This is a genomic window from Salinarimonas chemoclinalis (assembly GCF_041514305.1).
GTDB classification, from domain to species: domain Bacteria; phylum Pseudomonadota; class Alphaproteobacteria; order Rhizobiales; family Beijerinckiaceae; genus Salinarimonas; species Salinarimonas chemoclinalis.
The window spans coordinates 45,208-70,412 of the sequence record NZ_JBGMWH010000001.1 but is presented as its reverse complement, the minus strand read 5'-3'; the positions used below and the strand labels follow the sequence as shown (position 1 = coordinate 70,412).

The 25,205-nt window shown below is 73.2% G+C and carries 27 protein-coding genes; 8 read left to right on the top strand and 19 right to left on the bottom strand.

Annotated features, from left to right (window positions below):
• Positions 1–83: 83 nt before the first annotated feature.
• Positions 84–302 (bottom strand): heavy-metal-associated domain-containing protein, encoded by a 219-nt coding sequence (locus AB9M23_RS00360; protein WP_372422581.1) that lies wholly within the window; start codon positions 300–302, stop codon positions 84–86.
• 238 nt (positions 303–540) lie between these two features.
• Between AB9M23_RS00360 and AB9M23_RS00355 the strand changes: the two genes are divergently transcribed.
• Positions 541–2,244: an EAL domain-containing protein gene (locus tag AB9M23_RS00355; RefSeq protein ID WP_372421534.1), complete on the top strand. Its 1,704-nt coding sequence runs from the start codon at positions 541–543 to the stop codon at positions 2,242–2,244.
• A gap of 14 nt (positions 2,245–2,258) precedes the next feature.
• On the opposite strand, the gene AB9M23_RS00350 is transcribed toward AB9M23_RS00355, so the two are convergent.
• Positions 2,259–3,299 carry an NAD(P)/FAD-dependent oxidoreductase gene (locus tag AB9M23_RS00350; RefSeq protein ID WP_372421532.1) on the bottom strand — a complete coding sequence of 347 codons (1,041 nt, stop codon included), beginning with the start codon at positions 3,297–3,299 and terminating at the stop codon, positions 2,259–2,261.
• Between the two features lie 149 nt (positions 3,300–3,448).
• Here AB9M23_RS00350 and AB9M23_RS00345 point away from each other — a divergent pair, with 149 nt between their 5' ends.
• Positions 3,449–3,994: an RBBP9/YdeN family alpha/beta hydrolase gene (locus AB9M23_RS00345; protein WP_372421531.1), complete on the top strand. Its 546-nt coding sequence runs from the start codon at positions 3,449–3,451 to the stop codon at positions 3,992–3,994.
• Positions 3,995–4,098: 104 nt separating this feature from the next.
• Positions 4,099–4,755, top strand: a complete 657-nt coding sequence (locus tag AB9M23_RS00340) for an aspartate/glutamate racemase family protein (protein WP_372421529.1) — start codon at positions 4,099–4,101, stop codon at positions 4,753–4,755.
• A gap of 16 nt (positions 4,756–4,771) precedes the next feature.
• Here the strand turns inward: AB9M23_RS00340 and AB9M23_RS00335 are convergent, their stop codons facing one another.
• From AB9M23_RS00335 to AB9M23_RS00260, 16 genes are all read right to left on the bottom strand, one after another.
• Entirely contained in the window at positions 4,772–5,590 is an 819-nt protein-coding gene (locus AB9M23_RS00335; RefSeq protein WP_372421527.1) for a universal stress protein, read from the bottom strand.
• A 118-nt stretch (positions 5,591–5,708) separates the two neighbouring features.
• Positions 5,709–6,764: an EscU/YscU/HrcU family type III secretion system export apparatus switch protein gene (locus tag AB9M23_RS00330; protein ID WP_372421525.1), complete on the bottom strand. Its 1,056-nt coding sequence runs from the start codon at positions 6,762–6,764 to the stop codon at positions 5,709–5,711.
• Positions 6,765–6,766: 2 nt separating this feature from the next.
• Positions 6,767–7,591 carry a type III secretion system export apparatus subunit SctT gene (gene sctT, locus AB9M23_RS00325; RefSeq protein ID WP_372421523.1) on the bottom strand — a complete coding sequence of 275 codons (825 nt, stop codon included), beginning with the start codon at positions 7,589–7,591 and terminating at the stop codon, positions 6,767–6,769.
• A gap of 11 nt (positions 7,592–7,602) precedes the next feature.
• Positions 7,603–7,872 (bottom strand): flagellar biosynthetic protein FliQ, encoded by a 270-nt coding sequence (locus AB9M23_RS00320; RefSeq protein ID WP_372421522.1) that lies wholly within the window; start codon positions 7,870–7,872, stop codon positions 7,603–7,605.
• Between the two features lie 25 nt (positions 7,873–7,897).
• Positions 7,898–8,575, bottom strand: coding sequence for a type III secretion system export apparatus subunit SctR (gene sctR, locus AB9M23_RS00315; protein ID WP_372421520.1), 678 nt, complete (start codon positions 8,573–8,575; stop codon positions 7,898–7,900).
• A complete protein-coding gene (gene sctQ, locus AB9M23_RS00310; RefSeq protein ID WP_372421518.1) occupies positions 8,572–9,633 on the bottom strand; it encodes a type III secretion system cytoplasmic ring protein SctQ in 1,062 nt (353 codons plus the stop codon). The genes sctR and sctQ overlap by 4 nt, the downstream gene beginning before the upstream one ends.
• The gene (locus tag AB9M23_RS00305; protein WP_372421517.1) at positions 9,630–10,130 is read right to left on the bottom strand and encodes a hypothetical protein; all 501 of its coding nucleotides are present in this window, start codon (positions 10,128–10,130) and stop codon (positions 9,630–9,632) included. The genes sctQ and AB9M23_RS00305 overlap by 4 nt, the downstream gene beginning before the upstream one ends.
• A 4-nt stretch (positions 10,131–10,134) precedes the next feature.
• Entirely contained in the window at positions 10,135–11,511 is a 1,377-nt protein-coding gene (locus AB9M23_RS00300) for a FliI/YscN family ATPase (RefSeq protein WP_372421515.1), read from the bottom strand.
• Between the two features lie 6 nt (positions 11,512–11,517).
• The gene (locus AB9M23_RS00295; RefSeq protein WP_372421514.1) at positions 11,518–12,114 is read right to left on the bottom strand and encodes a FliH/SctL family protein; all 597 of its coding nucleotides are present in this window, start codon (positions 12,112–12,114) and stop codon (positions 11,518–11,520) included.
• Positions 12,111–12,911: a hypothetical protein gene (locus AB9M23_RS00290; protein WP_372421512.1), complete on the bottom strand. Its 801-nt coding sequence runs from the start codon at positions 12,909–12,911 to the stop codon at positions 12,111–12,113. The genes AB9M23_RS00295 and AB9M23_RS00290 overlap by 4 nt, the downstream gene beginning before the upstream one ends.
• Complete coding sequence (sctJ, locus tag AB9M23_RS00285) at positions 12,908–13,717, bottom strand: type III secretion system inner membrane ring lipoprotein SctJ (protein WP_372421510.1); 810 nt, start codon at positions 13,715–13,717, stop codon at positions 12,908–12,910. Before sctJ ends, AB9M23_RS00290 begins: the two co-directional genes overlap by 4 nt.
• Before the next feature lie 61 nt (positions 13,718–13,778).
• Positions 13,779–14,612 (bottom strand): hypothetical protein, encoded by an 834-nt coding sequence (locus AB9M23_RS00280; RefSeq protein ID WP_372421508.1) that lies wholly within the window; start codon positions 14,610–14,612, stop codon positions 13,779–13,781.
• Positions 14,613–14,712: 100 nt separating this feature from the next.
• Positions 14,713–15,000, bottom strand: coding sequence for a hypothetical protein (locus tag AB9M23_RS00275; protein ID WP_372421506.1), 288 nt, complete (start codon positions 14,998–15,000; stop codon positions 14,713–14,715).
• A gap of 68 nt (positions 15,001–15,068) precedes the next feature.
• Positions 15,069–15,320 (bottom strand): hypothetical protein, encoded by a 252-nt coding sequence (locus AB9M23_RS00270; RefSeq protein WP_372421504.1) that lies wholly within the window; start codon positions 15,318–15,320, stop codon positions 15,069–15,071.
• 204 nt (positions 15,321–15,524) lie between these two features.
• Positions 15,525–15,734: a hypothetical protein gene (locus AB9M23_RS00265; RefSeq protein ID WP_372421502.1), complete on the bottom strand. Its 210-nt coding sequence runs from the start codon at positions 15,732–15,734 to the stop codon at positions 15,525–15,527.
• A 71-nt stretch (positions 15,735–15,805) separates the two neighbouring features.
• Positions 15,806–16,030 (bottom strand): hypothetical protein, encoded by a 225-nt coding sequence (locus AB9M23_RS00260; RefSeq protein ID WP_372421500.1) that lies wholly within the window; start codon positions 16,028–16,030, stop codon positions 15,806–15,808.
• A gap of 219 nt (positions 16,031–16,249) precedes the next feature.
• On the opposite strand from AB9M23_RS00260, the gene AB9M23_RS00255 reads away from it, so the two are divergent.
• From AB9M23_RS00255 to AB9M23_RS00240, 4 genes are all read left to right on the top strand, one after another.
• The gene (locus AB9M23_RS00255; RefSeq protein ID WP_372421498.1) at positions 16,250–17,080 is read left to right on the top strand and encodes a hypothetical protein; all 831 of its coding nucleotides are present in this window, start codon (positions 16,250–16,252) and stop codon (positions 17,078–17,080) included.
• A gap of 22 nt (positions 17,081–17,102) precedes the next feature.
• The gene (locus AB9M23_RS00250; protein ID WP_372421497.1) at positions 17,103–18,134 is read left to right on the top strand and encodes a hypothetical protein; all 1,032 of its coding nucleotides are present in this window, start codon (positions 17,103–17,105) and stop codon (positions 18,132–18,134) included.
• Positions 18,135–18,145: 11 nt separating this feature from the next.
• On the top strand, positions 18,146–20,191 hold the full coding sequence (locus AB9M23_RS00245; protein WP_372421495.1) for an FHIPEP family type III secretion protein: 2,046 nt from the start codon (positions 18,146–18,148) through the stop codon (positions 20,189–20,191).
• Between the two features lie 94 nt (positions 20,192–20,285).
• The gene (locus AB9M23_RS00240) at positions 20,286–21,131 is read left to right on the top strand and encodes a hypothetical protein (protein WP_372421493.1); all 846 of its coding nucleotides are present in this window, start codon (positions 20,286–20,288) and stop codon (positions 21,129–21,131) included.
• Here the strand turns inward: AB9M23_RS00240 and AB9M23_RS00235 are convergent.
• On the bottom strand, positions 21,037–22,038 hold the full coding sequence (locus AB9M23_RS00235; RefSeq protein WP_372421491.1) for an alpha/beta fold hydrolase: 1,002 nt from the start codon (positions 22,036–22,038) through the stop codon (positions 21,037–21,039). The two genes, AB9M23_RS00240 and AB9M23_RS00235, sit on opposite strands and share 95 nt — an antisense overlap.
• A 296-nt stretch (positions 22,039–22,334) precedes the next feature.
• Between AB9M23_RS00235 and AB9M23_RS00230 the strand changes: the two genes are divergently transcribed.
• Positions 22,335–25,205, top strand: a complete 2,871-nt coding sequence (locus AB9M23_RS00230; RefSeq protein WP_372421490.1) for a monovalent cation/H+ antiporter subunit A — start codon at positions 22,335–22,337, stop codon at positions 25,203–25,205.

Genomic DNA, 25,205 nt, shown 5'->3' with positions numbered 1-25,205 from the left:
CGGGGGAGGTTACAGCGTCTGGACGCTGGAGCAATCGATGCGACGCCCGCTCGGCGATCCGGTCCGAGCCGGCCTCGCCCCACTCACATCGTCATCGCACGCGCCGGATAGCCGCCCTTGCCCAGCGCGTCCGCCACCTCCAGGGTGTCCGCGCGGGTCACGATGCGCGCGCGGCCGTGCTCGAGGTCGACGGCGACCTCCGCCTGCGGGTCGAGGCGGTGGACGATGCGTCGCACCGCGTTCACGCAGCCGTCGCAGGTCATGCCGTCGACCGCCATCAGGAGGTCGTGCCGCTCGTCCATCATCACCGCCGTTCCTCGTCGAATCGGGTCCGCCGCCTCGACGCCCGGGCCCCGCCGGCCGTTCGACGCCGCACACGGCCCGGCTGCCGCCGCGCGAAAGCGTTCGAATACGCCCCGCGTCTCCGGTTTTCTCGTGGACGGTGCACGCCCCCCGCTTGCGGCCGGCGCCGCGCGAGGCGAGATAGGAACATCGAGCGGGACGAGCCCGTGCGCGCACGGGCGGGGGGACGAGGCGAGAGTGGAACGGCGACGGGCACGTGCCAACGAGCGACGCCGAGCGCCCGGTGCGGCGCTCGCGGCCGGCATCGCCGCGCTGGGCGCGGCGCTGCTCGCGCTCGCCGCCGCCATCGCGCTGGGCGCGAACCTCGCGATGACCGCCGCGCTGACGCTCGCCGCCGGCGGCCTCGCGCTCGCCGGCGGGGCGCTCGTGCTGGCGCGCCGGGCGCGGGCCGCGGCCGAGAAGGCCTCCTCGGATCTCGACTTCCTGGCGCGGCGGCTGCTGCGCGTCGAGTCCCGGCTCGCGGAGGCCGAGCGGCGCCGGGCCAGCGAGAGAAGCGGCGAGAGCGGGGCCGACGAGGAACTGCGCGGCGCCGTCGCCGAGGTCTCCGGGGAGATGGCGCTGATCAGCGGCCTGCTGCGCGACCTCGCCGGTACCGTCGCCGCCCACGACCGCACGCTCGCCGAGATGGCCGAGATGGCCGAGGCGCGGGACCCGATGCACGAGGATCGACCGACGGCGCCCGCCTGGAACGAGGCGGCGCCGCCGCGGCCACGCTTCGCCCCGGTCGTCGAGCCGGAGCCCGAGCCGGCGGCGTGGCGGGAGCCGACCCCGCCGGTGCCCCAGGCCCCGCCGTTCGTGCCGCAGCCCTTCGCGCAACCTCCGGCGCAGCGCGCTCCTCCGCCCACTCCGGAGCCACTGTTCGAGGACGACGCGCCGCCGCCCGCCCCGGATCCGCGTGCGCAGGCGATCCTGCGGGCGCTGCGCGAGGATCGGATGGAGATCCATCTCCAGCCGATCGTCACGCTGCCCCAGCGCAAGACGCGGTTCTACGAGGCGCTGGCGCGGCTGCGCCTCGACGACGACGCGCTCGTGCTGCCGGGCGAGTTCCTGCCGGCGATCGCGGCGGCGGGGCTCACGGCCGAGCTCGACGGCAAGGTCGCCGCACGCGCGGCGGCGATCGCGCGCCACCTCGTCAACCGGGGCTCGGACGCCTTCGTGGCCCTCGATCTCGCCCACGACTCGCTCCTTGCGCCCGGCTTCCTGCGCGCGCTCGGGCGCATCCTGGAGGCCTATCCAGACGTGGCGGGACGCCTCGCCTTCGAGATCGCCCAGCGCTCCTGGCGCATGCTCGACGCGGAGGTCGCCGGCGCGCTCGAGGCGCTGCGGGCGAAGGGCGCGCTGTTCGTGCTCGACCGGGCGAGCGACCTGCGCATCGACGCCTTCGGCCTCGCCGACCGGGGCGTGCGCTTCGTCAAGCTGCCGGCGGCGCGGCTCCTCGCCCACGCCGACGGCGGCATCGACGGGCGCGCGCGACCCGATACGTTCGGGCTCGACGTCGCGGTGAGCGACCTCTCCGCGGTCATGGCACGGGCCGGCATCGAGCTCGTCGCCGAGGCGGTCGAGCGCGAGGAGGACGTGCCGGACCTGATCGACCTCGACGTGCCGCTCGCGCAAGGCTCGGTCTTCGGCGCGCCCCGCGCCGTGCGCGCGGACCTGATCGGCGGCCCGCCTCCGGGCCGCGGCGGCGGTGGCGAGCCGGCCCCGCGCCGGGCGCCGCCGGGCGGCGATCCCGCCGCGGGCCCGCAGCCCCGCGGCGGTCTCCAGGGTGGAGGGTCGCAGGGCGGCGGAGCGCCGGGGACGAAGGCGCGGCGCGACGACCCGCCACCACCGCCGCCCGAGCCCAAGCGCCCCTACCGCGCGACGCTGCGCCGCGCGGGCTGAGCGCGCGCGCCGCCTCAGGCGGCGACGCCGAGCTTCTTCTGCAGGCTCGACGAGGAGGTCGTGTACTGGAAGGTCAGCCGCTTGTCCGGATGGACGTAGCGGTGGATGCGCTGGGCCGCGAGCGCACCCTCGTGGAAGCCCGAGAGGATGAGCTTGAGCTTGCCCGGATAGGTGTTGATGTCGCCGATGGCGAAGATGCCCGGCGTCGAGGTCTCGAACTTCTCGGTGTCGACGGGGACGAGCTGCTCCTCGAGGTTCAGCCCCCACTCGGCGATCGGGCCGAGCTTCATCGTGAGCCCGAAGAAGGGCAGCAGCACGTCGCAGGGGATGTCGAAGGTCGAGCCGTCGTCGCGCCTGGCGACGACCGCCTCGAGCCTCGGCGGCGTGCCCTTCAGCCCGGCGATCTGGCCCAGATGCATGTCCATCTCGCCCGCCGCCACCAGCGCACGCATCTTGTTGACGGTGTCGGGCGCGGCGCGGAAGGCGTCGCGGCGGTGCATCAGGGTGAGCCGCTCGGCCACCGGCTGGAGGTTCACGGTCCAGTCGAGCGCCGAATCGCCGCCGCCGACGACGAGGATGCGCTTGCCGCGGAAGGCCTCGATCCTGCGCACGGCGTAGAACACGCCGGTACCCTCGTAGGCCTCGATGTTCTCCACCGGCGGCTTCTTGGGCAGGAACGAGCCGCCGCCCGCCGCGATCACGATCGCCTTGCAGTCGAACACCGTGTCGGCGTCTGTGGTCAGCCGGAAGCGCGGCGCCTCGGGCGTGCCGAGCGTCTCCACGCCGGCCACCATCTCGCCGAGGTGGAAGGTCGGTCCGAAGGGCTCGATCTGCTTCATCAGGTTGTCGATGAGGCCCTGGCCGGTCACGGTCGGGAAGCCCGGGATGTCGTAGATCGGCTTCTCGGGATAGAGCTCGGCGCACTGGCCGCCGATCTTGGGCAGGATGTCGACGAGGTGGGCCTGGATGTCGAGCAGCCCCAGCTCGAAGACCGCGAAGAGGCCCACCGGCCCCGCTCCCACGATCACGACGTCCGTCTCGATGGTCTCGCTCATGCTCTCGTTCCGGTTGATCTTCACGCCGATTGGCCGCGCGGCCCGTTCGTCCTACATCTAGGCCAACGATCCGCCGAGGTCACGATCGCGCGCCCGCCCTGGGTCGGACGCGTCGTCGCGTCCCCGCGGCTCGCACCACAGGATAGCACATGCGTACCGAAGATTGCGACATCCTCATCGTCCCCGGCCTCGACGGCTCCGGGCCGGACCATTGGCAGGCGCGCTGGGCCGCGAAGCTCAGGACGGCTCGGATCGTCGTGCAGGACGACTGGTCCGCGCCCGACCTCGCGCGCTGGCCGGCGCGCCTCGCCGAGGCGGTCGCGCGGACCTCGCGCCCGGTCGTTCTCGTCGCGCATTCCTTCGGCACCCACGTCGTCGCCGCCGCCGCGGCCGACGTCGCCGAGCGCGTCGCCGGCGCCTACCTCGTCGCGCCGCCGGACCTGGACGACGAGAGCCGCATGCCCGAGGGCCTGCGCGCGATGTCCGTCCCCGCGCACCCCCTTCCCTTCGCGAGCGTGCTGATCGCGAGCCGCACGGACCCCTATTGCAGCTTCCCCCGCGCCGAGGCGATCGCCGCCGCCTGGGGCGCGGAGCTGACGGACGCGGGCGAGTCCGGCCACATCAACTGCGAGTCCGGCCACGGCCCCTGGCCGGAGGGCCTGATGCGCTTCGCGGGCTTCCTCAAGCGGCTGTGACGCCCGTGTCCGCCGCGCGCATCTGCCGAGCCGCGCCTCGGCATCGGCGGGCGTGGACAAGCGCCGCGGGCGCGCGCTGAGATGGCCGCGAAAGGACACGCCCGATGAGCACCGACGCCCGCATCCTCGTCGTCAACCCCAACAGCAACGAGGCCGTCACCGCCGGCCTCGCCGAGGCGCTCGCCGGCTACGCGCTGGCGGGCGGCCCGCGGATCGACTGCATGACGCTCGCGGAGGGGCCCTTCAACATCGAGACGCAGGCGGACATCGAGAGCGTCGTGCTGCCGCTCGCGCGCCTCGTCGCGCGCGAGAAGCCGACGGCGACGGTGATCGCCTGCTTCTCCGACCCCGGCGTCCAGGTCTGCCGCGAGGCGACGCGCGCGCCGGTCTTCGGCATGCGCGAGGCCGGCATCCTCGCCGCGCTGGCGCGGGCGGACCGGTTCGGCATCATCGCGGTGCAGACCCGCTCGATCCGCCGCCATCTGCGCGCCGTGCGCGAGATCGGCGTCGGCGAGCGCCTCGCCGGCGACCGCGCGCTCGAGATCACGGTGGCGCAGGCGGCCTCGGACACGGGCGCCTTCGCCCGCCTCGTCGAGGTCGGGCGCACGCTGCGCGACGTCGACGGGGCGGAGGCGCTGGTGCTCGGCTGCGCCGGCATGGCCCGTCACCGCGCCCCGCTCGAGGCGGAGCTCGGCGTGCCGGTGATCGACCCCGTCCAGGCCGCGGTCGGGATGGCGCTCGCGGCCGTGCTCGCGCGCTGAGCCACGCGCAGCGGGCTCAGTGCATCATCACGACGGGGACCGTCATCGCCTGCAGGATGTGGCGCGTCGCCCCGCCGAGGATGAACTCGCGCAGGCGGGAGTGGCCGTAGCCGCCCATCACCAGGTAGTCCGCCCCGGTGTCGGCGGCATGCGAGAGGAGCGTGTCCGCCACGTCCCCCACGTCGACGAGGCGCCGCCCCCGGGCGCGTACGCCGTGCGCTTCGAGGTGGCGCGCGAAGGCCTCCGGATCGGCACTGCGCGGGCGGCGCGGGTCCTCGATCGAGACCACCTCCACCGCGCGGGTGCGCGCGAGGAACGGCATCGCCGCGCCGATGGCGCGCGCCGCGGTGGGGCTCTCGTCCCAGGCGACGAGGGCGTGGTCGGCGCCGAGCCCCGCCTTCTGCACGAAGGGCACGAACAGGATCGGCCGGCCGGAGCCGAAGAGCAGCGCCTCGGCCAGCGCCCCCTCGCCCTCGCGACCCTCCGACGGAGGCTGCTCGACGACGACGAGGTCGCTGTAGCGCGCGCGGCGCTGGAGTTCGTGCGTGCAGGCGTCGAACGTGCCCGAGATCACCTCGGTGCGGGGATCGATCCCCTTCTCACGGAGGAACCCGGCGATCTCCTCGACCCGCGCACGGGCCTCCCCGCGGGCGGCCTCGCGGGCGTTGTCGAGGATCTCGACGGGCATCTCCGGCACGACGAAGGTCGGGGCGACCATGTCGAAGGCGGGACACGCGATCCGTACCCCCGCGCCGAAGGCGTGGGCCACCGAGGTGGCGAAGGGGCCGATGGCGGCGGCGCGCGGGGTCGGGACGACGAGGATGTCCTTGATCATGGAAGCTCCCTCCGATGCGCCGCCCGGCGGAGGGGACCCGCGGGACGGGCGGCGATGCGGCGATCCTGCGACGCCCCGCCGCGGGGCGCATTGACCTCGCGCAACGGCGCGCGCGGTCTCAGCCCGAAAAGCCGGCCCGCACCAGGAGTTGCGCCACGCGCTGGAACGTGTCGCGCGGGATCGCCTGGCCGACCCTTCCCTGCGCGACCAGCGTCCCGAAGACGTCGGAGGCCTCGGTGACGGCGATCCCCGCCTCTCGCGCGCGGGCGAGGACGGTGCGGGCGGTCTCGCCCGCCGCCTTCGCGGCCACGATCGGCACGCCCGACCGCTCGGGCTTGTAGGCGATGCCGATGGCACCGTCGGGACCCGTGATCCAGAGGTTGGCGGCGTTGGGCCCGGTGAGTCCCGCCGTCTGGGCGATGCGCTTGCGCTCGGCGTTGCGCTCGCCGCGCACGTGCGGATCGCCGTAGTTCTCCCGCATCTCGCGCTTGACCTCCGTGAGGGTCATGCGGTTGTCGCGGGTGAAGAGCCAGCGCTGGACGGCGTAGTCGATCGCCGCGAACAGGATCAGCAGGAAGCAGCCGATCACGAGGATCCACAGGATCGTCGTCGCCGACACGTCGATGAGGCAGCCGAGCCCGCAGGTCGGCGCCCAGACCATGTCGTTGACGTAGCCGCCCAGCACCAGGATCACGCTGGCGAAGAAGATGCCGGCCTTGATCGTCGACTTGATCAGTTCGATCAGGCTGCGCAGGCTGAAGACGGTCTTGAGACCCTCCATCGGGTTGAAGCGCGAGAAGTTCGGCGTCAGGCTCCGGAGCGAGAAGACGAAGCCGCCGACGTCGAGGATCGTCGCGCCCACCGCCGCGACGATCGCGATCAGCATCGGCGGCACGACGAGGCGCAGCGTCAGCTCCGCCAGCACGCCGATCGATTGGGCGACGCGCTCCTCGAAGGGAATCGGCGCGAAGATCGGCAGGTCCCGCAGCGCGATCGAGAAGCCCTCGATGTAGGCCTCGCGCTGGAAGACGACCCAGGCGAGCACGGCGAGCAGGGTGACCGCGTCGACCACCTCCTGACTGCGCGGCACCTGCCCCTGCTCGCGCAGCTGCCTCAGCCGCTGCGGCGTGGGGTCGAAAGTCGCCTCCTCGGCGTCGTCGTTGTCGCCGGCCATCGCTACGGTCCGCCTTCGCCGTACAGGGTCAGGAAATCGCGCGCGAATTGCAAGAGCTCGCGCCAGTCGTCGACGAGATACTCCTCCAGGAACACGGCGTAGAGCGGGATGAAGGCGGCCGTGGCGAGCCCCTTGAGGATGATCGCGAACTCGGTCGCCTGGATCTGCCGGGCGATGCGCGAGGAGAAGACGAGCGACAGGTCGATCATGATCATCACCAGCATCAGCGGACCCGACACGATCACGGCGACGAGGAGCAGGTTCTCGAACATCCGCCCGAGCGCCGGCACGAGCGCGTCCCCCGGCTCGGGCAGGAAGGCGGTGACCGGGAAGGCGGCGTAGCTGTCGTAGACGAGGTCGATCACCGCCGTGACCCCGCCCGAGATCACGAAGATCGCGAGCGCCGCGTAGAGCAGCACCGTGCCCATGATCGAGATCTCGTTGGCGTTGACCGGGTCGGCGAGGTTCGCCGCCGAGGCGCCGCGGGAGAAGTCGATGATGTCGCCCGCCGCCTGCACGCCCCAGAACGGCACCGCGAGCAGGATGCCGATCGTCGCCCCCACCGCGAGCTCCTTCACGCCGATGAGCATCAGCCGCAGCACGGTGGCGTCGGGCATCTGCGCGATCTGCGGCTCGATCACCGGCACGAGCGGAATCGCCAGCACGAGCGCGACGGTGGCGCGCATCGAGCCGCGCAGGTTGATCGTGGTGAAGAGCGGGAACATCTCCAGCACCGCCGCGATGCGCACGTAGCCGAACGCGAAGGCGAGCAGCGTCGGCATCACCGCCTGGATCAGCGCGAGGAAGGCGTCGTCGGAGGCGAGCATCCGCCCTCCCCTCACCGCGTCATGACGTGGAAGGCGGCGAAGAGCTGGCGGGTGTGCTCGAACAGCGGCGTCGACAAGGGCACGCCGAAGGCGACGAGCACGACCAGGATGACGATGATCTTCACGAGCTGCGGCAGCGACTGGTCCTGGATCTGCACCGCCGCCTGGACGATGGCGAGCAGGACGCCGATCACGGCCGCCGCGATCATCGGCGGCGCGGCGATCAGCATGCCGGCCAGGAAGGCCGTGTAGAGTTCCTGGAGCAGGCCCGACGAGCTCACGGCGCACGCTCCGTCGTATCGCCCATCATGTCGCTCCCATGGGGGCGTAGGAGAGCACGAGCCCCTGCATCAGCCGCGTCCAGCCGTCGACGAAGACGAACAGCAGCAGCTTCAGCGGCGTCGAGATCACGGTGGGCGAGAGCATGGACATGCCCATCGCGACGATCACCACCGAGATCACGAAGTCGATGACCAGGAAGGGCAGGTAGAGCAGGAAGCCGATCTCGAAGGCGCGGGTCAGCTCCGAGACCAGGAAGGCGGGGAGCAGGATGAGGATGTCGTCGCGCTGCGCCGGCGCCACCGGGTTCGCAGCGCCCGCCCACAGCTGCGTCGTCGTCTCGATGAAGAAGTCGATCGTCTCGGGGCGCGCGTGGGTCGAGAGGAAGGCGACGAGCGGCTCGATCATCTCGCGGCCCATCGCTTCGAGCCCCGCGATGGTCTCGAAGTCCTGCCGGGGGTCGGTGACGACGGCGTACATGTCGCGCAGCACCGGCGCCATGATGTAGAGCGTCAGCACCAGCGCGACGGTGTTGAGCAGCACCGCCGGCGGCGTCTGCTGGATGCCGAGCGCGTTGCGCACCAGGAAGAGCACGATGGCGATCTTGGCGAAGCTCGTCGCGGCCACCACCAGGAAGGGGATGACCGCGAAGATCGCCGAGATGAGGACGATGGAGAAGTACGACGGGAGGATGAACTCGCTCATCGCACCAGCCTCGACACCCTCACACCGATGGAATCACCGATGCGCACCAGCTCTCCAGCGCCGATGCGCCGGCCGTTGGCGAGGATGTCGACGCTCTGGCCGAGCGGCTTGTTGAGGTCGAAGACCCAGCCCGCGGTCAGGCTCTCGATGTCGGCGACGGAGACCTCCGTGCGCCCGAGCTCGAACACGAGATGGATCGGGACCTCGTCCAGGCTGGCGGTGGCGCCGCCCGAGGGGTCGGACTTGTCGCTCACGTCGGCACTCGCGATGTAGCCGCGCGCGTTGGCGCCGGCGTGCTTCAGGAGCGGGCCGTCGAGAACCGGCTTGATGGTCTGCCAGGTGCAGGCCTGGACGAATCGCTCGGCGGTGACCGCTACGATTTTCTGGAAACCGAGCGTCGTATCGTCAAGCAGCAATCCGCTACCTACCGTAATCGTGGCGAAATCTCCCAGGGATATCGTCGTGTGGGCGCAGCGGAACGCCACCGGCAGGACGAGGCCGGGGATCGGCTCGCGCAGGATCGGCAGGCGCTCCAGCGCACGGCGGATGCGCTCGCGCTCGACCGGATGACAGCGCAGGAGGACGGGCAGCGGCGTCGCCTCGGGGAGCGCGACGGCGAAGCGCAGGAGGTCGGGCGCCGGCGCCGGCGGCTCGTCGACACGCCCGATCGAGACGAGCGTCACCTCGGACATCCGCCCGGAGAGCCGCGCGAAGAGGTCGCTCTCCAGCGCCTCGATCGCGAGCGCGCGCTCGCGCGGGCCGAGCCGGGAGACGTCGAGATCCGGGTGCGCACCGCGCAGCGCCGCGTCCACCACGTCGAACGGCAGCCAGGCTTCCGCGGCGCGGCCGGCGACGACGAGCCCGCAATGGGCGAAGGCGCCCTCCCAGCCGAGCGGCCCCTCCCCCGCCGCCGTCACCGCGACGTCGCCGAGCGCGCTCGGCAGGAGCGCGGGGGCGCGGCGGCGCGCGCGAAGGTTCGCCGCGCGCACCTCGCCCGGCGAGAGCCGCGGCAGCGAGCCCGCGACGAGCGGCAGCGGATGGGCGGATGCGCCGGTCACCAGCCGCTTTCCCCCCGGTCCCCGCCCGGCCCCGCGCCCCGTCCCGGCCGGCGCGGGCGCGGCAGGTCGGCCTCGAGCTCCTCGGCGAGCTCGGCGGCGCGCGCCTCCTCCGCGGCGATGCGCACGCCCAGCGTCTCCATCTGGTCGCGGGCGCGCTCGGCGGCGCGCAGCGCCTGCTTCGCCGCGGCCAGCGCGTCCTCGCGCTCGGCGAGCCCGCGGCGTGCGATCGTCTGCTTGCGCGCCGCGGCGCGGATCTGGCCGTCGAGCGCCTGGTCGAGCCGCCCGCGCAGCTCGATGCGCGCGGCGTCGACCATCTCGCCGGGCGCGAGCGTGGCGAGTGCCGTGCGCTCGCGCTGCGCGGCGCGGATCGTCTCCTGGATGCGCCGCAGCTCGGCGCGGGCGGCATCGCGCGCGCCCTCGGCCGCGACGGCGTCCTTCTGCCGCTCGGTCACCCTGAGGTCGCGCAGGCGCGCGAGGCGGTCGATCTCGTCCCGCACGGCCTCACCTCTCGACGAGCGCGCGCAGGATCCGCACGGTGTCGGCGAAGGGCGCGCCCTCGCCGGGCTTCTGGCGCAGGAAGCGGCGGATCGCGTCGATCTTCCGGACGGCCTCGTCCGCCACAGGGTCCCCGCCCTCCTTGTACTCGCCCACCTGGATGAGCAGCTCGAGGTCCTGGTAGCGCGCGTAGAGCTCGCGCAGCCGCCCCGCCGCCTCCCGGTGCTCGGCCGTCGTGACCTCGTTGAACAGGCGCGAGCGGCTCGCGAGGATGTCGATCGCGGGATAGTGGTTCTGTGCGGCGAGCTTGTCGGACAACACCATGTGCCCGTCGAGCAGGCTCTTGACCTCCTCCGCCACCGGATCGGAGGCCATGTCGCCCTCCACCAGCACAGTGTAGAACGCCGTGATCGAGCCCCGCGCCGCGGGGCCCGCCCGCTCGAGCAGCAGCGGCAGGGTCGAGTAGACCGAGGGTGGGAAACCGCGCCGCCCCGGCGGCTCGCCCGCCGAGAGGCCGATCTCGCGCAGCGCGCGGGCGAGGCGCGTCACCGTGTCGACGAAGAGCAGCACCCTGAGCCCGCGATCGCGGAAGTGCTCGGCCACCGCGGTGGCGGTGAGAGAGGCCTGCATGCGCTCGACGCTCGGCCGGTCCGAGGTCGCGACGACCACGACCGTGCGCTCGCGGCTCTCGGGGGTGAGCGCCTTCTCGAGGAAGTCGTTCACCTCGCGCCCGCGCTCGCCGACGAGGGCGACGACGGTCACGTCGGCCGAGGAGCGCTGCACGATCTCCGACATCAGGGTCGACTTGCCGCCGCCCGCCGTGCCGAAGATGCCCATGCGCTGGCCCTCGCCCACCGTGAGCATCGCGTCGATGGCGCGCACGCCGATGGCGAGCGGCGTCGAGATGGGGCGTCGCTCCATCGGGCTCGGCGCGCGTGCGGCGATGGGCCGGCGCTCGGATTCCGCCCCCGGCCGCGGCGGCTCGGCACCCGCGCCCCAGTCGAGGAAGTTGCCGCGCGCGTCGATCACGGTCCCCAGCAGATGATCGCCGCACACGACGGTGGGCGGGCGCCCGAGCCCCACCACCTCGGTGCGGATCGACAGGCCCGCCGCGCCGCCGTAGGGCGCGAGCCAGGCGGTGGCGTGATCGAGGCCGACGACCTCGGCGAAGCTCAGCTCGCCGCTCTCGGGATTGCGCAGCTCACAGAGTTCGCCGACGCCCACGCCCGGCAGCTCCGCGCGCACGAGCGGGCCGGTCACCGCCAGGAGGCGGCCGGATGCGCGGCGGGTGCGCACGGCGCCGACGTTGGCGCGCAGCCGCGCGAGGCGCGTCTCCCACTGGATCTCCTCGGGCCGGCGCGTATCCGCGGCGATGGCGTTCATGCCCGCTCACCCCTCGACGTTCTGCAGCCCCGCCTTCAGGCGCGAGAGCTGCTGCTTGAGGCCGACGTGGATGCGCCCCTTGGGCGTCTCGAGCACGATCTCGCCGGGCCTGAGCAGGGGGTCCGCCTCGACGCCGCGGATCTCCGGCCAGGTGTCGGAGAGCGAGACGGCGGCGAGGTCCTCCACGAAGACCTGGTGGTCCTCGGCGGGGACCCGCAGCACGGCCCAGATGTCGTCGGCGGCCTCGGCCAGCGCGTGGCGCACGCAGGCGCGGGCGAGTTCGCGCTCGTCGCGGGGACCGAGCATGCGCTCGACGGCGACGAGGACGATCGCGGCCAGCTCCTCGTCGGAGGCGGTGAGGCGCTCGCGCGCACGCTTCACGGCGTCGGCGAAGTCCTCGAGCGCGGCGCGGCGCCCGGCGGCGTAACCCTCGCGGAAGCCCTGCTCGCGCCCGTCCGTGACCGCCTGCCCGGTCTTCGCCTCGAGCTTGGCCTGCAGGTCGCGGGCGCGCCCGAGATAGGCGGTGGCCTCGGTGACCGCGCGCATCTCCTCGGGGTCGAGCACCCGCCGGCGCGGCGTGAAGACGTCGCTGCCCGCGCTCATCCGCTCGCCGCCTCGCGGGGCGCCGGGTCCGCCTCGCGGGCGAGGGCTTCGTCCTCTCCGAGGGGCGCGGCGTCGGGTGTCCGGAGCGAGGTCGCCTCGTCGTGCGCGCGCGCGGCCTGGTCGTGCGCGCGCGCCGCGGCGAGGGCGTCGAGGGCGACCGCGAGCCGGCGGGAATCGCACGAGGCGCCCGGCGCGAACGCCCCGCCGGGCGGCCTCGGGCGCGCCAGGATCGCCGCCACGGGTCCGGCCAGCGGATGGCCGCCCGCCGCGAGGGTGGCGACCAGGAGGTTGGGTGCACGGGCGACCAGGGTCTGCGCATCCGCGTCGCCGCGGCCGGCGTCGGGCGCCGCGCGCAGGCATCCCCGCCGCGCGATGGCGAACGCGACCGCGTCCGCGCCGAAGCGCGCGTTCAGGCGATCGTAGGCGTCGCGGCCGAGCACCCGCGGGGCGCCGGCGACCTCGAGCGTCACCGCGAAGCGGAAGGCGGCCTCGGCGACCGCGACGGGCCGCGCCGGCAGCTGCGCCAGGAGCACGTCCGCCCCCGCGAGGTCGATGCCGAGCCGCTCGCACAGCAGGACGGCGAGGCGCCGTCGGCGGGCGGGCGGCTCCTCGGCGAGGCGCGCGACGAGGGAGGGCGAGGCGCCCAGCGCCCGGGCGGCGGCCTCGACGCCGAGCCGCGCGACGAGCGCCGCGCCGCAGGCGTGCGGCGTCCGCACGAGCGCCCGCACCTCCTCCCGGCGGCGTGCCGCTTCTGCGGCGGTCTCCTCGACGAGCGGCAGGGCCGGGGCCGCGCTCACGCCTCGCCCCCGCTCTGGGCGCGACGCACGCCGCCGCCGCCGCGCTCGCGCAGGCGATCGCGCAGCCAGAGCCCGACGCCCGCCGCGACGAGCCCCGCCGCGGCGAGCCAGACGAGGAGAGATCCGCCCGGCCCGCCGGCGGGCGCCGAGACATCCGCCGGGACCGGGGCGTCGAGCGGACGAAGCGGCGCGGCGGCGGGAGCCGGCTGCGTGTCGACGACCGCGTCGGCGGCACCGGAGACGGGGAAGAACGCCACCGCCACGTCCCGGTAGCTCAGGCCCTGCACGGCGTTGGCGACGACGAGCCGGATGCGCGCGCCGAGATCCTCCGCCGAGACCCCCGCCGCGTGCTGCACGACGAGGGAGGCGGAGGGACGGTTCAGCGGCTGGCCGCGCAGGTCGAGATCCGGCAGCACGACGTGCACGCGCGCGTTCACGACGCCGTCGATCATCGTCACGGTGCGCGAGATTTCCTGGTTGAGCGCGAACATGGTGCGGACGCGCTGCTCGTAGGGCGAGACGATGAGCCCGTCGCCGGGGAATATCTCGCCCAGCGATTGGTAGCGTTCCCGCGGCAGGCCGACCCGCTCCAGCGCCTCGACGGCGGCTGCGAGGTCGTCCTGCGCGACCATCACGCGGAACGATCCCGGGTCCATCTCCTCGCGCGACGCCTGGATCCCCACCCGCGACAGCGCCGCGACCATGGCGTTCGCCTCGCGCTGATCGAGCCCCTCGTAGAGCTCCGTCTTGCAGGCGGCGAGCGTCAGCGCGACGAGGAGGACGGCGAGGGTGCGGATCGCGATCATGGCGGCGTCATCGGTGGATCGTGCGGCCGGGGAGGTCTCTCGGCGGGTTCCTCGGCATGGATCACGACCCTGACTTGAGCTGGTTGAAGACTTGGTTAAGCTTGTTGAAGGCGGACTGGATGAGGTTCACCGCGGTGAGCGCCTTGTTCTTCACCTCCTCGTACACGCCGACATAGAGCTGCGCGACGACGGCCTTCGAGGTGGTGACGCGGCTGAACTCCTGCGAGATCGCGGAGAGCTCGCCGAACTGGCGCATGTTGTCCGAGAGCGTGGCATCCGCGGGCAGCGAGCGCTGGCTCTGCGCCATGCGCTCCATGAGCCCCATCGAGGCGTTGTCGAGCCGCTCGAGCTGGCGGGCGAAATCGATCTCGCCGTTGCCGGTGCCCTCGGGCAGGCCGAGCGCGTTCTGCACGAGCGGCGACATCAGGCCCTTGGGCACGCTCGCCGGCGCGTCGCTGTAGAGCGGGCGCACGCCCAGCGAGACGCGATCGGAATCGCGGGCGAGCGCGCCGCCGTAGGCGACCGCGCCGTCGCCCCCGCCGCCGACGCGGTCCCCTCCCGGCAAAGCCGCCGCGCCGCCGGCGCGCACCACCTGCATCTCGCGCCCGCGCCCGTCGACGGCGACGCCGGGTCGGGAATCGAGCGCGAGGTCGGGCACGAGCGCCTGGAACATGCGCACGCGCTCGGTATTGAGCGTGCGCTCGAGGTTCATGAAGCCCTCGGCCGTCGCGCGGACGTCGTTGGCGAGATCGACGCCGCGCCGGGCCGGCGGCGCCTCCAGCGTCTCGCGGTAGACCGCCTGGAAGGCGCCCGCCTGCGGGATCGCCCCGGCGAGCGGACCCGCGGTCTGGGCGATCCCGCCGAGATCGGCGGGCTGGAGCTGGGTCGGATCCATGGCGCTCTCGTCCCGTGTGCGGGCAAGCGGGCGGCCGCGCGAGCGATCGTGCCCGTGCGCGCTACGATCCGTGCGCGGGACGCCCGGCGTCCTGTCGGTCTCAGCCGCGCTCGGCCTCGCGTTCCTGTTCCTCGAGCTCCTGCTCGATCTCGCGCATGCGCTCCTCTTCCTCGGAGCGCATCTTCTGGATCTTGTTGCCGACGTCGTTGCCGGGGAGGTTCCGCAGCAGGTTCTGCTGCGCGAAACCCGAGGCGACGAGCGACTGCACCATCAGCGTCTCGAAGGCGAGCACCGCCTCCGCGACGGCCCGCTCCCCCGGGCGCGCCTGTCCCGCGCCGCCCAGGGCGGCCGGGTCGAACATGCGCACGCCGTCGGGACCGTCTGCCATCCAGCCTTCTCCTGATCGGAAGGCCGATCGCGCGCCTGCGACTTTCGGCCGCAGTACGCGCGGATCGATCAACCGCGCGTGAGCTCGTTCGACATGTTCTTGACGTCCTTGGCCATCTGACCGGCGCTGCTGGTCGTCTGGCGCGAGCCGTCGCGACGGATCGTGTCCGCGGACAGCACGCTCTGCAGCTCGGTGGCCTCGGTCGTCATGAAGGCGCTGAACTGCGCGTTCGCGTCGTTGAGCGCCGCGTACTGGGCCATCGTCTGCTCGAGGCTGGCGATCGTGCCCTCGACGTTCAGGTTGTTTCCGCCCTGAGCCATAGCTTTCCTCCAACACGGATGCCGCAGAACGTGTGATACACGTCCGCGTTGGAGAGAGTCAATCACTAATCAACGATGATGCCGGTCGCGCCGGAAGCATGCATGCCCCGATCCATCGAGACCGCCAGAACTCGTCCATGCGCTTAGGTTATTCGACCGCTGGAACATCGAACGTGCGGCGCGCCGAGCGGCGCGCCGACGTCCTCAGGCGCGCACCAGCTGCTCCGCCATGTCGGCGCCGCTCTTGACGAGGTTGCCGACCGCCGTGGTGTTGGCCTCGTGGAAATCGACCAGGCGCTGGTTGAGGCTCACCTGGCCGTAGGTGTCGCGGAAGTCGGCGCCCATGACCTGGGCGGCGTCCCCTTGGGCGGCGGTGAGCCGCAGCGTGGCGTCGACGCTCTGATCCGTCGGCATGATCTCCTCCGTGCTCGGGCCGGCGGCACGGCCGCGTCACGCGTCGGTCGGCGCGACGCGGCCGTGCTGGGTCAGCCCCGCGAGTTCTGGCTGATCGCGTTGGCGATCCGCTTGTTGTTGTTGGTCGCCTGGTCCTCGGCGGCGACGTGGGTGTCGGTCGCGCGCTGCTCGGCCATCACGGTCGAGTACGACTCGCGCTGCGCCTCGTTGATGGCGGTCGCGTTCTCGGCCTGCTGGCCGTAGTTGGCGATCGCGTCCTGGACGCCCGCGTTGCCGGCATCGGTTCTCGCTACCATGCTCACCTCCATTGGCTACGATGGATGCATATTGCCATGTTAGAACAATGCGTCAAGATGAAAATACATACGTTAAACTCATTACATAATGGATTAAATATGCCGCAACCGAGTTCATCGATGCTTAATATCCCTGGTTAATGATCCCTTGTCGTACGCCCACCGGTCGTTAGCCGGGTGGGAGAGGTGGAGCCCATGCGCAGACGAGGAGCCTGCGTCATGTACCTGGTCGTTGCAGCCGCGGGCGCGCTCGCGGACGTGCCCGCGCGCGCCGCCGACATGCCGCACCCGGCGGCGCGGTACGAGCCCCCGCCCGTGCACCTCCCGGCCGGGCCCGTTCCCCATCCCGCGCCCGAGGCGCGGCACGCCCCGCTGCCGGTCGCGCCCCACCCACGCGCGCGGGGCGAGCCCCCGGTCGTCGAGCAGTTCCCGCCGCCGGCCCCGCGCCCAGGCTCCCCCGCGGCCCTCGCCGACGGCCTGCGCCCCGCGCCGGAGCCCGCGCCCGGCGAGGCGCCGCCGACGCCCGCGAGCCCCGCGGCGCGCGAGCGCGTGCCGGAGCGCTTCGAGACGCCGGTCTCCTTCTTCGTGCGCGAGCGCCCCCTCGACGCCGTCTTCCGCGACCTCGCCGAGATCGCAGGCCTGCGCATGCGGATCAACGACCGGCTCGAGGGCGAGACCGTCAGCGCGGTGCGGCTCGACGGCACGGTCCGTGACGTGCTGGACCGATTGACGCGTCGGTACAATCTCGTATGGTTCGCGGAACGGGATCTCGTCGATATCGCGCGGGCCGACACCGCCACGGTGCGGACCTTCCGGATCGACGGCGTGAGCGATGCCGAGATCCGCGACGCCGTCGCGCGTTTCGGGCTCGTCAACGTGGACTTCGCCCTCGAGGTGGACGAGCGCAACGGCATCGCTCGCATCTTCGCGCCGCCGCGGCTCGCCTCGCGGCTGGAATCGATCATCGTCGGCCTGCGGGCCGACACCCCCGAGCCGCTCGGACCCATCGATGTGATCCGGTTCGGCCTGCGCGACCGCGCGCCGAGCTGACGCACACCAGGAGAGACGCTCCATGTTCGCGGCCCTGACGACGCGATTGCGGCGCACGATCGGCGACGCGGAGCCGGCGGACGCCATGCCGGCGGACGACGGCGCGATGCCGGAGGCGCTCGCCCCCGAGGGCGCGCCCCCCGAGCCCGCACCGCTGCCGCGGCCCTTCCACGTCTCGGTCGCGGAGGACGGCGAGGTGCTCTTCGCCCAGGCCTTCGAGGCGGGCTCCTTCGTCGTCGGCGCGAGCCCGCAGGCCGACATCATCATCCCGGACCTCGACGAGCCCGAGATCGCGAACGTGCGGCTCGAGACCGTCGGCTCCGCCTGCCTCGTCACGCTGACCGCGCTCGCCCCCGGCGTGAGCGCCCGCGGGCGCGCGCTCGCCGAGGGCCGGCCCGTCCTGTTCCCGGAGCGGGCGCAGTTCACGGTCGGCGTCGGCTACCGCTTCGACATCGCCTTCACGCCGCCGAAGACGGCGCTCGTCGTCGAGCGCTCGAAGCTGCCGGCCCTCCTCGTCGTCGGCGGGATCGCGCTCGGCCTCGCCGGGCTCCTCGTCGGAGGGGGCACGCCCGACGTCGCGCCGACGGTCGCGCAGGCCCGCACGCGAGCGGACGCGCCGGAGCTGCTGCGCCCCGCCGCGCTCCCCGCCCCCGAGGACCCCGCCGTCCGCCTCGCGCGGGAGGCGGACGCGCTGCGCCTCGCCTTCGTCTCGGCGAGCCTCGTGCCGCAACTGCGCGTCTCGCCCCGCGAGGACGGGCTCGTCGTCGAGGGCGACGTCACGCCCGAGGAGCGCGCGCGCGCGATGGAGGTGATCGCCGGCTTCCGCACCCGCTCCCCGACGCCGATCGAGCTCGCCCTCGCCTCGGACGCGCGCGAGGCGGACTTCTTCGAGACGGTCGTGCTCCAGCCGGAGGCCTACCTCATCGGGTCGGACGGACGGCGCTACGGGGCGAACCAGCAGCTGCCGAGCGGCGCGCGGATCGTCGCCATCGACGAGACGAGCGTGCTGCTCGACCGGGACGGCGTGCGCCAGCGCGTCTTCTACGGCCTGTGAGGGCGGGCGGGATGCGCGCGCTCGACCGCTTCCTGGCACAGGCCGCCAAGCGCCAGGATCTCGTCTTCGCGGTCTTCTTCGTGCTGATCGTGGCGATGCTCGTCCTGCCGCTGCCGACGCTGCTGATCGACGCGCTGCTCGCCGTCAACCTGACGCTCTCCCTCGTCGTGCTGATCACGGCGACCTACCTGCGCCACCCGCTCGACCTCTCGACGTTCCCCGCCATCATCCTGATGACGAGCGTCATGCGCGTCGCGCTCTCCGTCGCGACGACGCGCCTCATCCTCGCCACCGGCGATCCCGGCGAGCTGATCGTCGCGTTCGGCGAGTTCGTGATCGCGGGCAACATCGTCGTCGGCCTCGTGATCTTCCTGATCATCGCCGTCGTGCAGTTCATGGTGGTCACGAAGGGCGCCGAGCGCATCTCGGAGGTCTCCGCGCGCTTCACGCTGGACGCCCTGCCGGGCAAGCAGATGTCGATCGATTCCGACGTGCGCTCGGGCGACATCACCGCCGAGGAGGCGCGCGAGAAGCGCCGCACGCTGCAGCTGGAGATGCAGTTCCACGGCGCGATGGACGGCGCCATGCGCTTCGTCAAGGGGGACGCCATCGCGGGGCTGATCATCGTCTTCATCAACCTCGTCGGCGGCATGACCATCGGCATGCTCCAGCGTGGGCTCGACGCGGGCGAGGCGGGGCGACTCTACGTGCTGCTCTCGGTCGGCGACGGGCTGATCGCGCAGATCCCGGCGATGTTCATCGCGCTCGCGGCCGGCACCATCGTCACGCGCGTGACGACGGAGAAGGACAGCGACCTCGGGCGCGACATCACCCGCCAGCTCGGCGCCGAGCCGAAGGCGATCGCCGTGGGCGCGGTGGTCGCCGCCGCGATGGGGTTCATCCCCGGCTTCCCGACGATGGTGTTCCTGATCCTGGCGGCCGTACTCGGCGGTATCGCCTGGGCGATGCTGCGCCCGCGCCGCGCGCACGCGGCGGACGCCGACGCGTCGCCCGCGGAGCGCGGCTCGGGCGCGGCGACGGGCGCGCCTCCCGCCGCGGGAGCGGCGGAGGGGACCGGCGCCGACGCGCCGTCGCCGGCGCCGGCGGCCCGCGCCGGCCTCGCCGCGGACGAGCTGCCGCTGCGCGAGGCACAGCCGGGGGACATCATCGTCATCTACGGGGACCCGGTCTTCCTCGACAAGCTGCGGCCCAACGCGGCCTACGTCCACGTCGAGCGCACGAAGCAGATGTTCCTGCGTCGGATGGGCTTCTCGGCGCCCTCCGTCGGCTACGTCTACGAGCCGGCGCTCGGACGTGGCGAGGTCGTCATCCACATCGACGACGTCCCCGTCGAGCGCTTCACCGTGCCCGACGTCCTCGAGCGCGAGCCGCTCGAGGACGCGCAGGCGCGGCTCTACGCGGAAGAGCTGTCGCGCGTGCGGCTGCGCTTCGCGGCCTCGCTCTTCGGCGTGCCGGAAGTGACGCAGTGGCTCAAGGACGTCGAGCCCGCCTGCGGCCGGCTCGCCACCGACATCCAGCAGCTGATGCCGCTGATGACCCTCGTCGACACGTTGCGTCGCCTCCTCGACGACGGCGTCGGCCTCGTGCCGCCCCGGCTCGTGCTCGAGGGGCTCGCGCAGTCCTCGCAGCGCGGGCAGGACCCGGACGTGATCTCCGAGGCGGTGCGCGGCTTCCTCCGCCGCCAGATCTCCCACGCCGCCGCGGACGGCGAGCAGGTCATCAACGCCCTCGTCCTCTCCCCCGAGACCGAGGCGACGATCCGCCGCTCGGCGGGGCCGGAGGCCGGCCCGGTGGGCCTGCGCAACGCCGAGGAGACGGTGCGCGCGCTCGTCGACGCGGTGCGCGCGAGCGTCGAGGAGAACGCCGCGCCGGGCACGCCGCTCTCCCTGATGACCCCCGCCGACCTGCGCCGGCCGGCGCGGCGCCTGCTCAAGCAGCACCGCGTCGACCTGCCGGTGCTCAGCTTCACCGACGTGGCGCCGGACTACCAGGTCCGCACGGTGGGTGTCGTCGGCGCGGCGCGGGCGGCGGCGTGAGGACCGCGCGCGCCTCGCTTTCGTCATCCTCGCCCGGCATGGGTGGACGACACACACGCAACGGCGCGTCCGGCGCGCCGAGGGGAGGTCCTCGATGACGCGCACGTCCCGCCTCGCGCTCGCGACGAGCGCCTTCGCCGGCACCGCGACGGCGCTCGCGGCGCTGCTGTGGCTCGCCCCCGCCGGCGGCGACCCGGCGGCGCGTCCCTCCGTCGACCCGCAGGTCACGGGCTCGGTCGCGCGGGCAGATCCCGCCGCCCCGCCGGCCGACGCGACGCCCGCGGTCGCGGCCGGAGCCGACGAACGCCCCGCCGTCGAGACCGCGGCGCAGCCCGCCGGCCCTCCGCCCTTCGTCGCCAGCCGCGACACGGACGGCCTGCACCTCTCCGGCACGGTGCCGGACGAGGCCGAGCGCGCGGCGATCCTGATCGCGGCGCGCGCCCGCTTCGTCGCCGAACCCGTCTTCGCCGATCTCGCCGTCGATCCCGCCGCCGAGCCCGCGCCGCCGGAGGTCGCGGCCGTGGCGCTCTCCGCCCTCGCCCGCCTCGCCGAGGGCGAGGCCCGGCTGTCCGGGAACACGCTCGCCATCGACGGGCGCGCGCTCTGGCCGCAGGCCCGCCAGCGCATCGAGGACGACGTGCGCGTGCGCCTGCCGGAGGGCTGGGCCGCCGCGCTCGCGGTCGAGACGCCGCCGCCCACGCCCGAGCCGATGATCGCGCCGATCCCGGCCCGCACGGACCCGGCGCCGCAGCCGGTGCCGCAGCCCGCGCCGCAGCCCGCGCCGCAGCCCGCGTCGGAAGACGCTTCCCCGCGGGCGGAGGCGCAGCCCGGGGAGACGGAGCCCGCTAGCGCACCCGCGGCATACGCGGTTCTTCCCCCGTCGGCGCGGGAGGGGGTTCTCGCCGGTCTGGCGCGCCACCCGCTTCCGCCCCGGCGATGAAGCGCGCGATCCGCTCCGCGAGCGGCCCGCGCAGCAGCGGCGCGTGCCCTTCCCCGGAGACCTCCTCCGCCTCGAGCCGCGGGTGACGCCGGCCCATCTCGGCGAGCGTCTGCGCCGCGAGGAGATCGGAATGCGCGCCGCGGATCGCGAGCACCGGCACGTGGGCGAGCCCCTCGAACAGCGGCCACAGCGGCGGCGGCGACTGCTCGAGGTCCAGTCGCTCCAGCGTCTTCGTCAGGGCCGGGTCGTAGGCGAGCGCGAGCGTGCCGTCGGCGCGCTCCGTCCAGGTGCCCCGCGCGAGCGCGAGCCACCCCTCGGCGTCGAGCCCGGGGAACTGCGCGCCCTGCAGGCGCTTCAGCGCGTCGACCGCCTCCGCCCACGACTTCGGCGTCGGCAGCTTGCCGACATAGCCGCGGATGCGGATGAGGCCCTTGGCGTCGATCACCGGGCCGATGTCGTTCATGACGACGGCGCGCAGGATCGCGGGCCGGCTCGCGGCGAGCGCCATGACGATGAGCCCGCCCCGCGAGGTGCCCACGAAGGCCGCCTCCGGCACGTCGAGGGCGGCGAGGACGGCGAGGACGTCCCGCATCTCCACCGCGATGTCGTAGTTGCGCCAGTCGCGATCGCGTTCGGAGAGCCCGCGGCCGCGATAGTCGAGGGCGATCACCCGACGTGGTGCCTGCGGATCGCGCGACAGGCGCAGGGCCAGCGCGTGGAAGTCCTCGGCATGGCGGGCGAGGCCCGGCAGGCAGACCACGGGCAGCGCGCGATCGGGCGTCGCACCGTAGACGCGCGCGTGCAGCCGCAGCCCGTCCCCGGCGCGCACGAAGGCGGACCGGAAGCCGCGGTCGGCGGCGGCCGCGGGCGGCTCGCCCGGCGCGGGATCGTCGGTGGGGGCATTCATGGGGCGGAAACCCTCCTCGGCTAGGCTCCCGCCAGACTTCGGCGCCGGGGCGGTCCCCCGTCAAGGCCGAAGCGCTCGGGTGGGGTTCCTGGGGTGGGGGTTCCGAAGACGGTGGCCACGGGTCGAATGCCCTGCGTGCGTGCGTGGAAATCGCTTGCGCGCCAAGGGGCCAGACCGTATTGCGAGGGCGCTCGCGCGGGCGTGCCGTCGATCGTGCGCGCCTGTCCGCGGGGGCCGTCCCGCGCCGCAGCCCGAGCGAGCGAGACGCCCGCCAACAGAGGTCGCCCGACGCGCCCATGAGCATCGCCCTCGTCGTCTTCCTGCCGCTTCTGGGCGCGCTCCTCGCGCCGCTGACGATCCGGTACGGGCGCAACGCCTGTGCGGCGACGGCGGGCGCGGCCTCGTTCGCCGCCTTCGCGCTCCTGATGTCGCACCTGCCGGGCGTCTACGCGGGCGATGTGGTGCGCCAGGAGGCCGCGTGGATCCCGCAGCTGGGGCTCTCCTTCGCGTTCTTCGTCGACGGGCTGGGCTTCTTCTTCGCGACGCTCATCCTGGCCATCGGCCTCCTGATCATCGTCTACGCGCGCTACTACCTCGCGCGCCAGGACCCGATGGGGCGCTTCTACGTCTACCTGCTGCTCTTCCAGAGCGCGATGCTCGGCATCGCGCTCTCCGACAACGCGCTGCTCTTCCTCGTCTTCTGGGAGATGACGAGCCTCTCCTCCTTCCTGCTGATCGGCTACTGGCGCCACCTGCCCGAGGGCCGGCAGGGTGCGCGCATGGCGCTCGCCGTCACCGGCGGCGGCGGGCTCGCGCTGATCGCCGGCATGCTGCTGCTCGGCGAGGCGGCGGGCACCTACGCGATCTCGGAGATCATCCAGCGCGGGGAGATCATCCAGGCGCATCCGCTCTACGTGCCGGCGCTGCTGCTGATCCTGGTGGGCGCCTTCACCAAGTCGGCGCAGTTCCCGTTCCATTTCTGGCTCCCGCACGCGATGGCGGCGCCGACGCCGGTCTCGGCCTACCTGCACTCCGCCACGATGGTGAAGGCGGGCGTGTTCCTGCTCGCGCGCTTCTGGCCGGCGCTGGCGGGGACCGACGTCTGGTTCCTGATCGTCACGCCGGTGGGCCTCGCCACGATGGCGATCGCGGCCTTCATCGCGATCTTCAAGAACGACCTGAAGGCGCTGCTGGCCTATTCCACCGTCAGTCATCTCGGCATGATGACGATGCTGCTCGGCCTCGGCACCCCGCTCGGCGTCGTCATCGCCGTGTTCCACATCCTCAATCACGCGACCTTCAAGGCGGCGCTCTTCATGAGCGCCGGCATCGTCGACCACGAGGCCGGCACGCGCGACATCCGCAAGCTCGGCGGCCTCTACAGGCTGATGCCGATCTCGAGCGTGCTGGCGCTGATCGCCGCCGCCTCGATGGCGGGCCTGCCCTTCTTCAACGGCTTCCTGTCGAAGGAGATGATGCTCGAGGCCGCGGTCCACACCGAGATCGCGGGCATCCCCTACCTGGTCCCGACGCTGGCGACGCTCGCCGCGGTGTTCTCGGTCGCCTACTCGCTGCGACTGGCCTGGTTCGCCTATCTCGGGCCGACGCGCGACAGCTATCCGCACCACCCGCACGACCCGCCGGTCGGCATGTGGGGGCCGGTCGCGCTCCTCGTCGGGCTCGTGGTCGCAATCGGCCTCGTCCCGCCGATCGCCGGGCCGGTGGTGGCGCGGACCGCGATGGCGGTGCTGCAGACGGACACGCTGCCCTACTACTCCCTCGCGATCTGGCACGGGGTGACGCCGGCGCTGTTCATGTCGATCGTCGCGATCGTCGTCGGCGCGATCATGGTGGCGCTCTACCGCTCGCTCGCCGGCGCCCACGCGGCCCTCCCCCATCCGGAGGCGAAGGCGATGTTCGACCGCACCATCGCCGCCGTCGTGGCGCTGGCGCGCGGGATCACCGGGCGCACGCAGACCGGCTCGCTCCAGCTCTACGCCGGGGTCATCGTCGCGGCGATCGTCGCGGTCGGCGTCGTCGGCTTCCTCCAGGGCGGCCACGGGCCGGGCGCGCGGGCGATGCTGCCCGTCAACACGCCGGCCATCGTCGCGTGGGCGGTGCTGATCGCGGTCTCCGGCGCCGTCGTGTTCGCGCATCTCAGCCGGCTGGTCACGCTCGTGCTCACGAGCGTGGTGGGGCTGATCGTCTCCGTCGCCTTCCTGCAATTCTCCGCGCCGGACCTCGCGCTCACCCAGATCTCGGTCGAGGTCGTCACCACGATCCTCCTGCTGCTGGCGCTCAACCTCCTGCCCCGGCGCAGCGAGCCGGAGCGCAGCGCCGCGGCGCGCTGGAGCTCCGGCGCGATCGCGGTCGTGGCCGGGCTCGGCGTCGCCTTCCTGGCCTATGCGGTGATGACCCGCGACGTCGCCTCGATCTCGGATTACCACATCGCGCTCTCCAAGCCCGGCGGCGGCGGCACCAACATCGTCAACGTCATCCTCGTCGACTTCCGCGGCTTCGACACGTTCGGCGAGATCATCGTGCTCGGCATCGCCGCGCTCGGCATCTTCGCCATGCTCGATTCGGCCCTGCGCGGCGCCTCGGCCCGCCGGCTCGCGGCGATGCTGCCGGCGCGCCGCTCGGGCGACGCGCATCCGATGCCGCTCGTCGTCGCCACCCGCGTGATCCTGCCGCTGGCGATCACGGTGGGCGTGTTCATCTTCCTGAGGGGCCACAACGAGCCGGGAGGCGGCTTCATCGCCGGCCTCGTCGTCGCCATCGCCCTGATCATGCAATACATCGCCTCGGGCTGGGACTGGGCCGCCGCGCGCGCGCGATACAACCCCCACGCCATGATCGGCGCGGGGGTGCTGATCGCCGGAGCGACCGGGCTGGGATCCTTCGTCTTCGGCGCGCCGTTCCTGACGTCCTCCTACGACTACTTCCACATTCCCTTCGTGGGCGAGGTGGAGCTCGCCACCGCGATCGCCTTCGACCTCGGCGTGTTCCTCACCGTGGTGGGCGTCGTGCTGCTCGCGCTCTTCCAGATCTCGCGGGTCGAGCACAAGGCGGACCGCGGGCCGGTCCCCGCCGGCCCCTACGAGCCCCCGTACGACCGCAGGGCGGCGGCGCGCGTCGTCGAGCCCGCACGCGACAAGGAGGCGTGA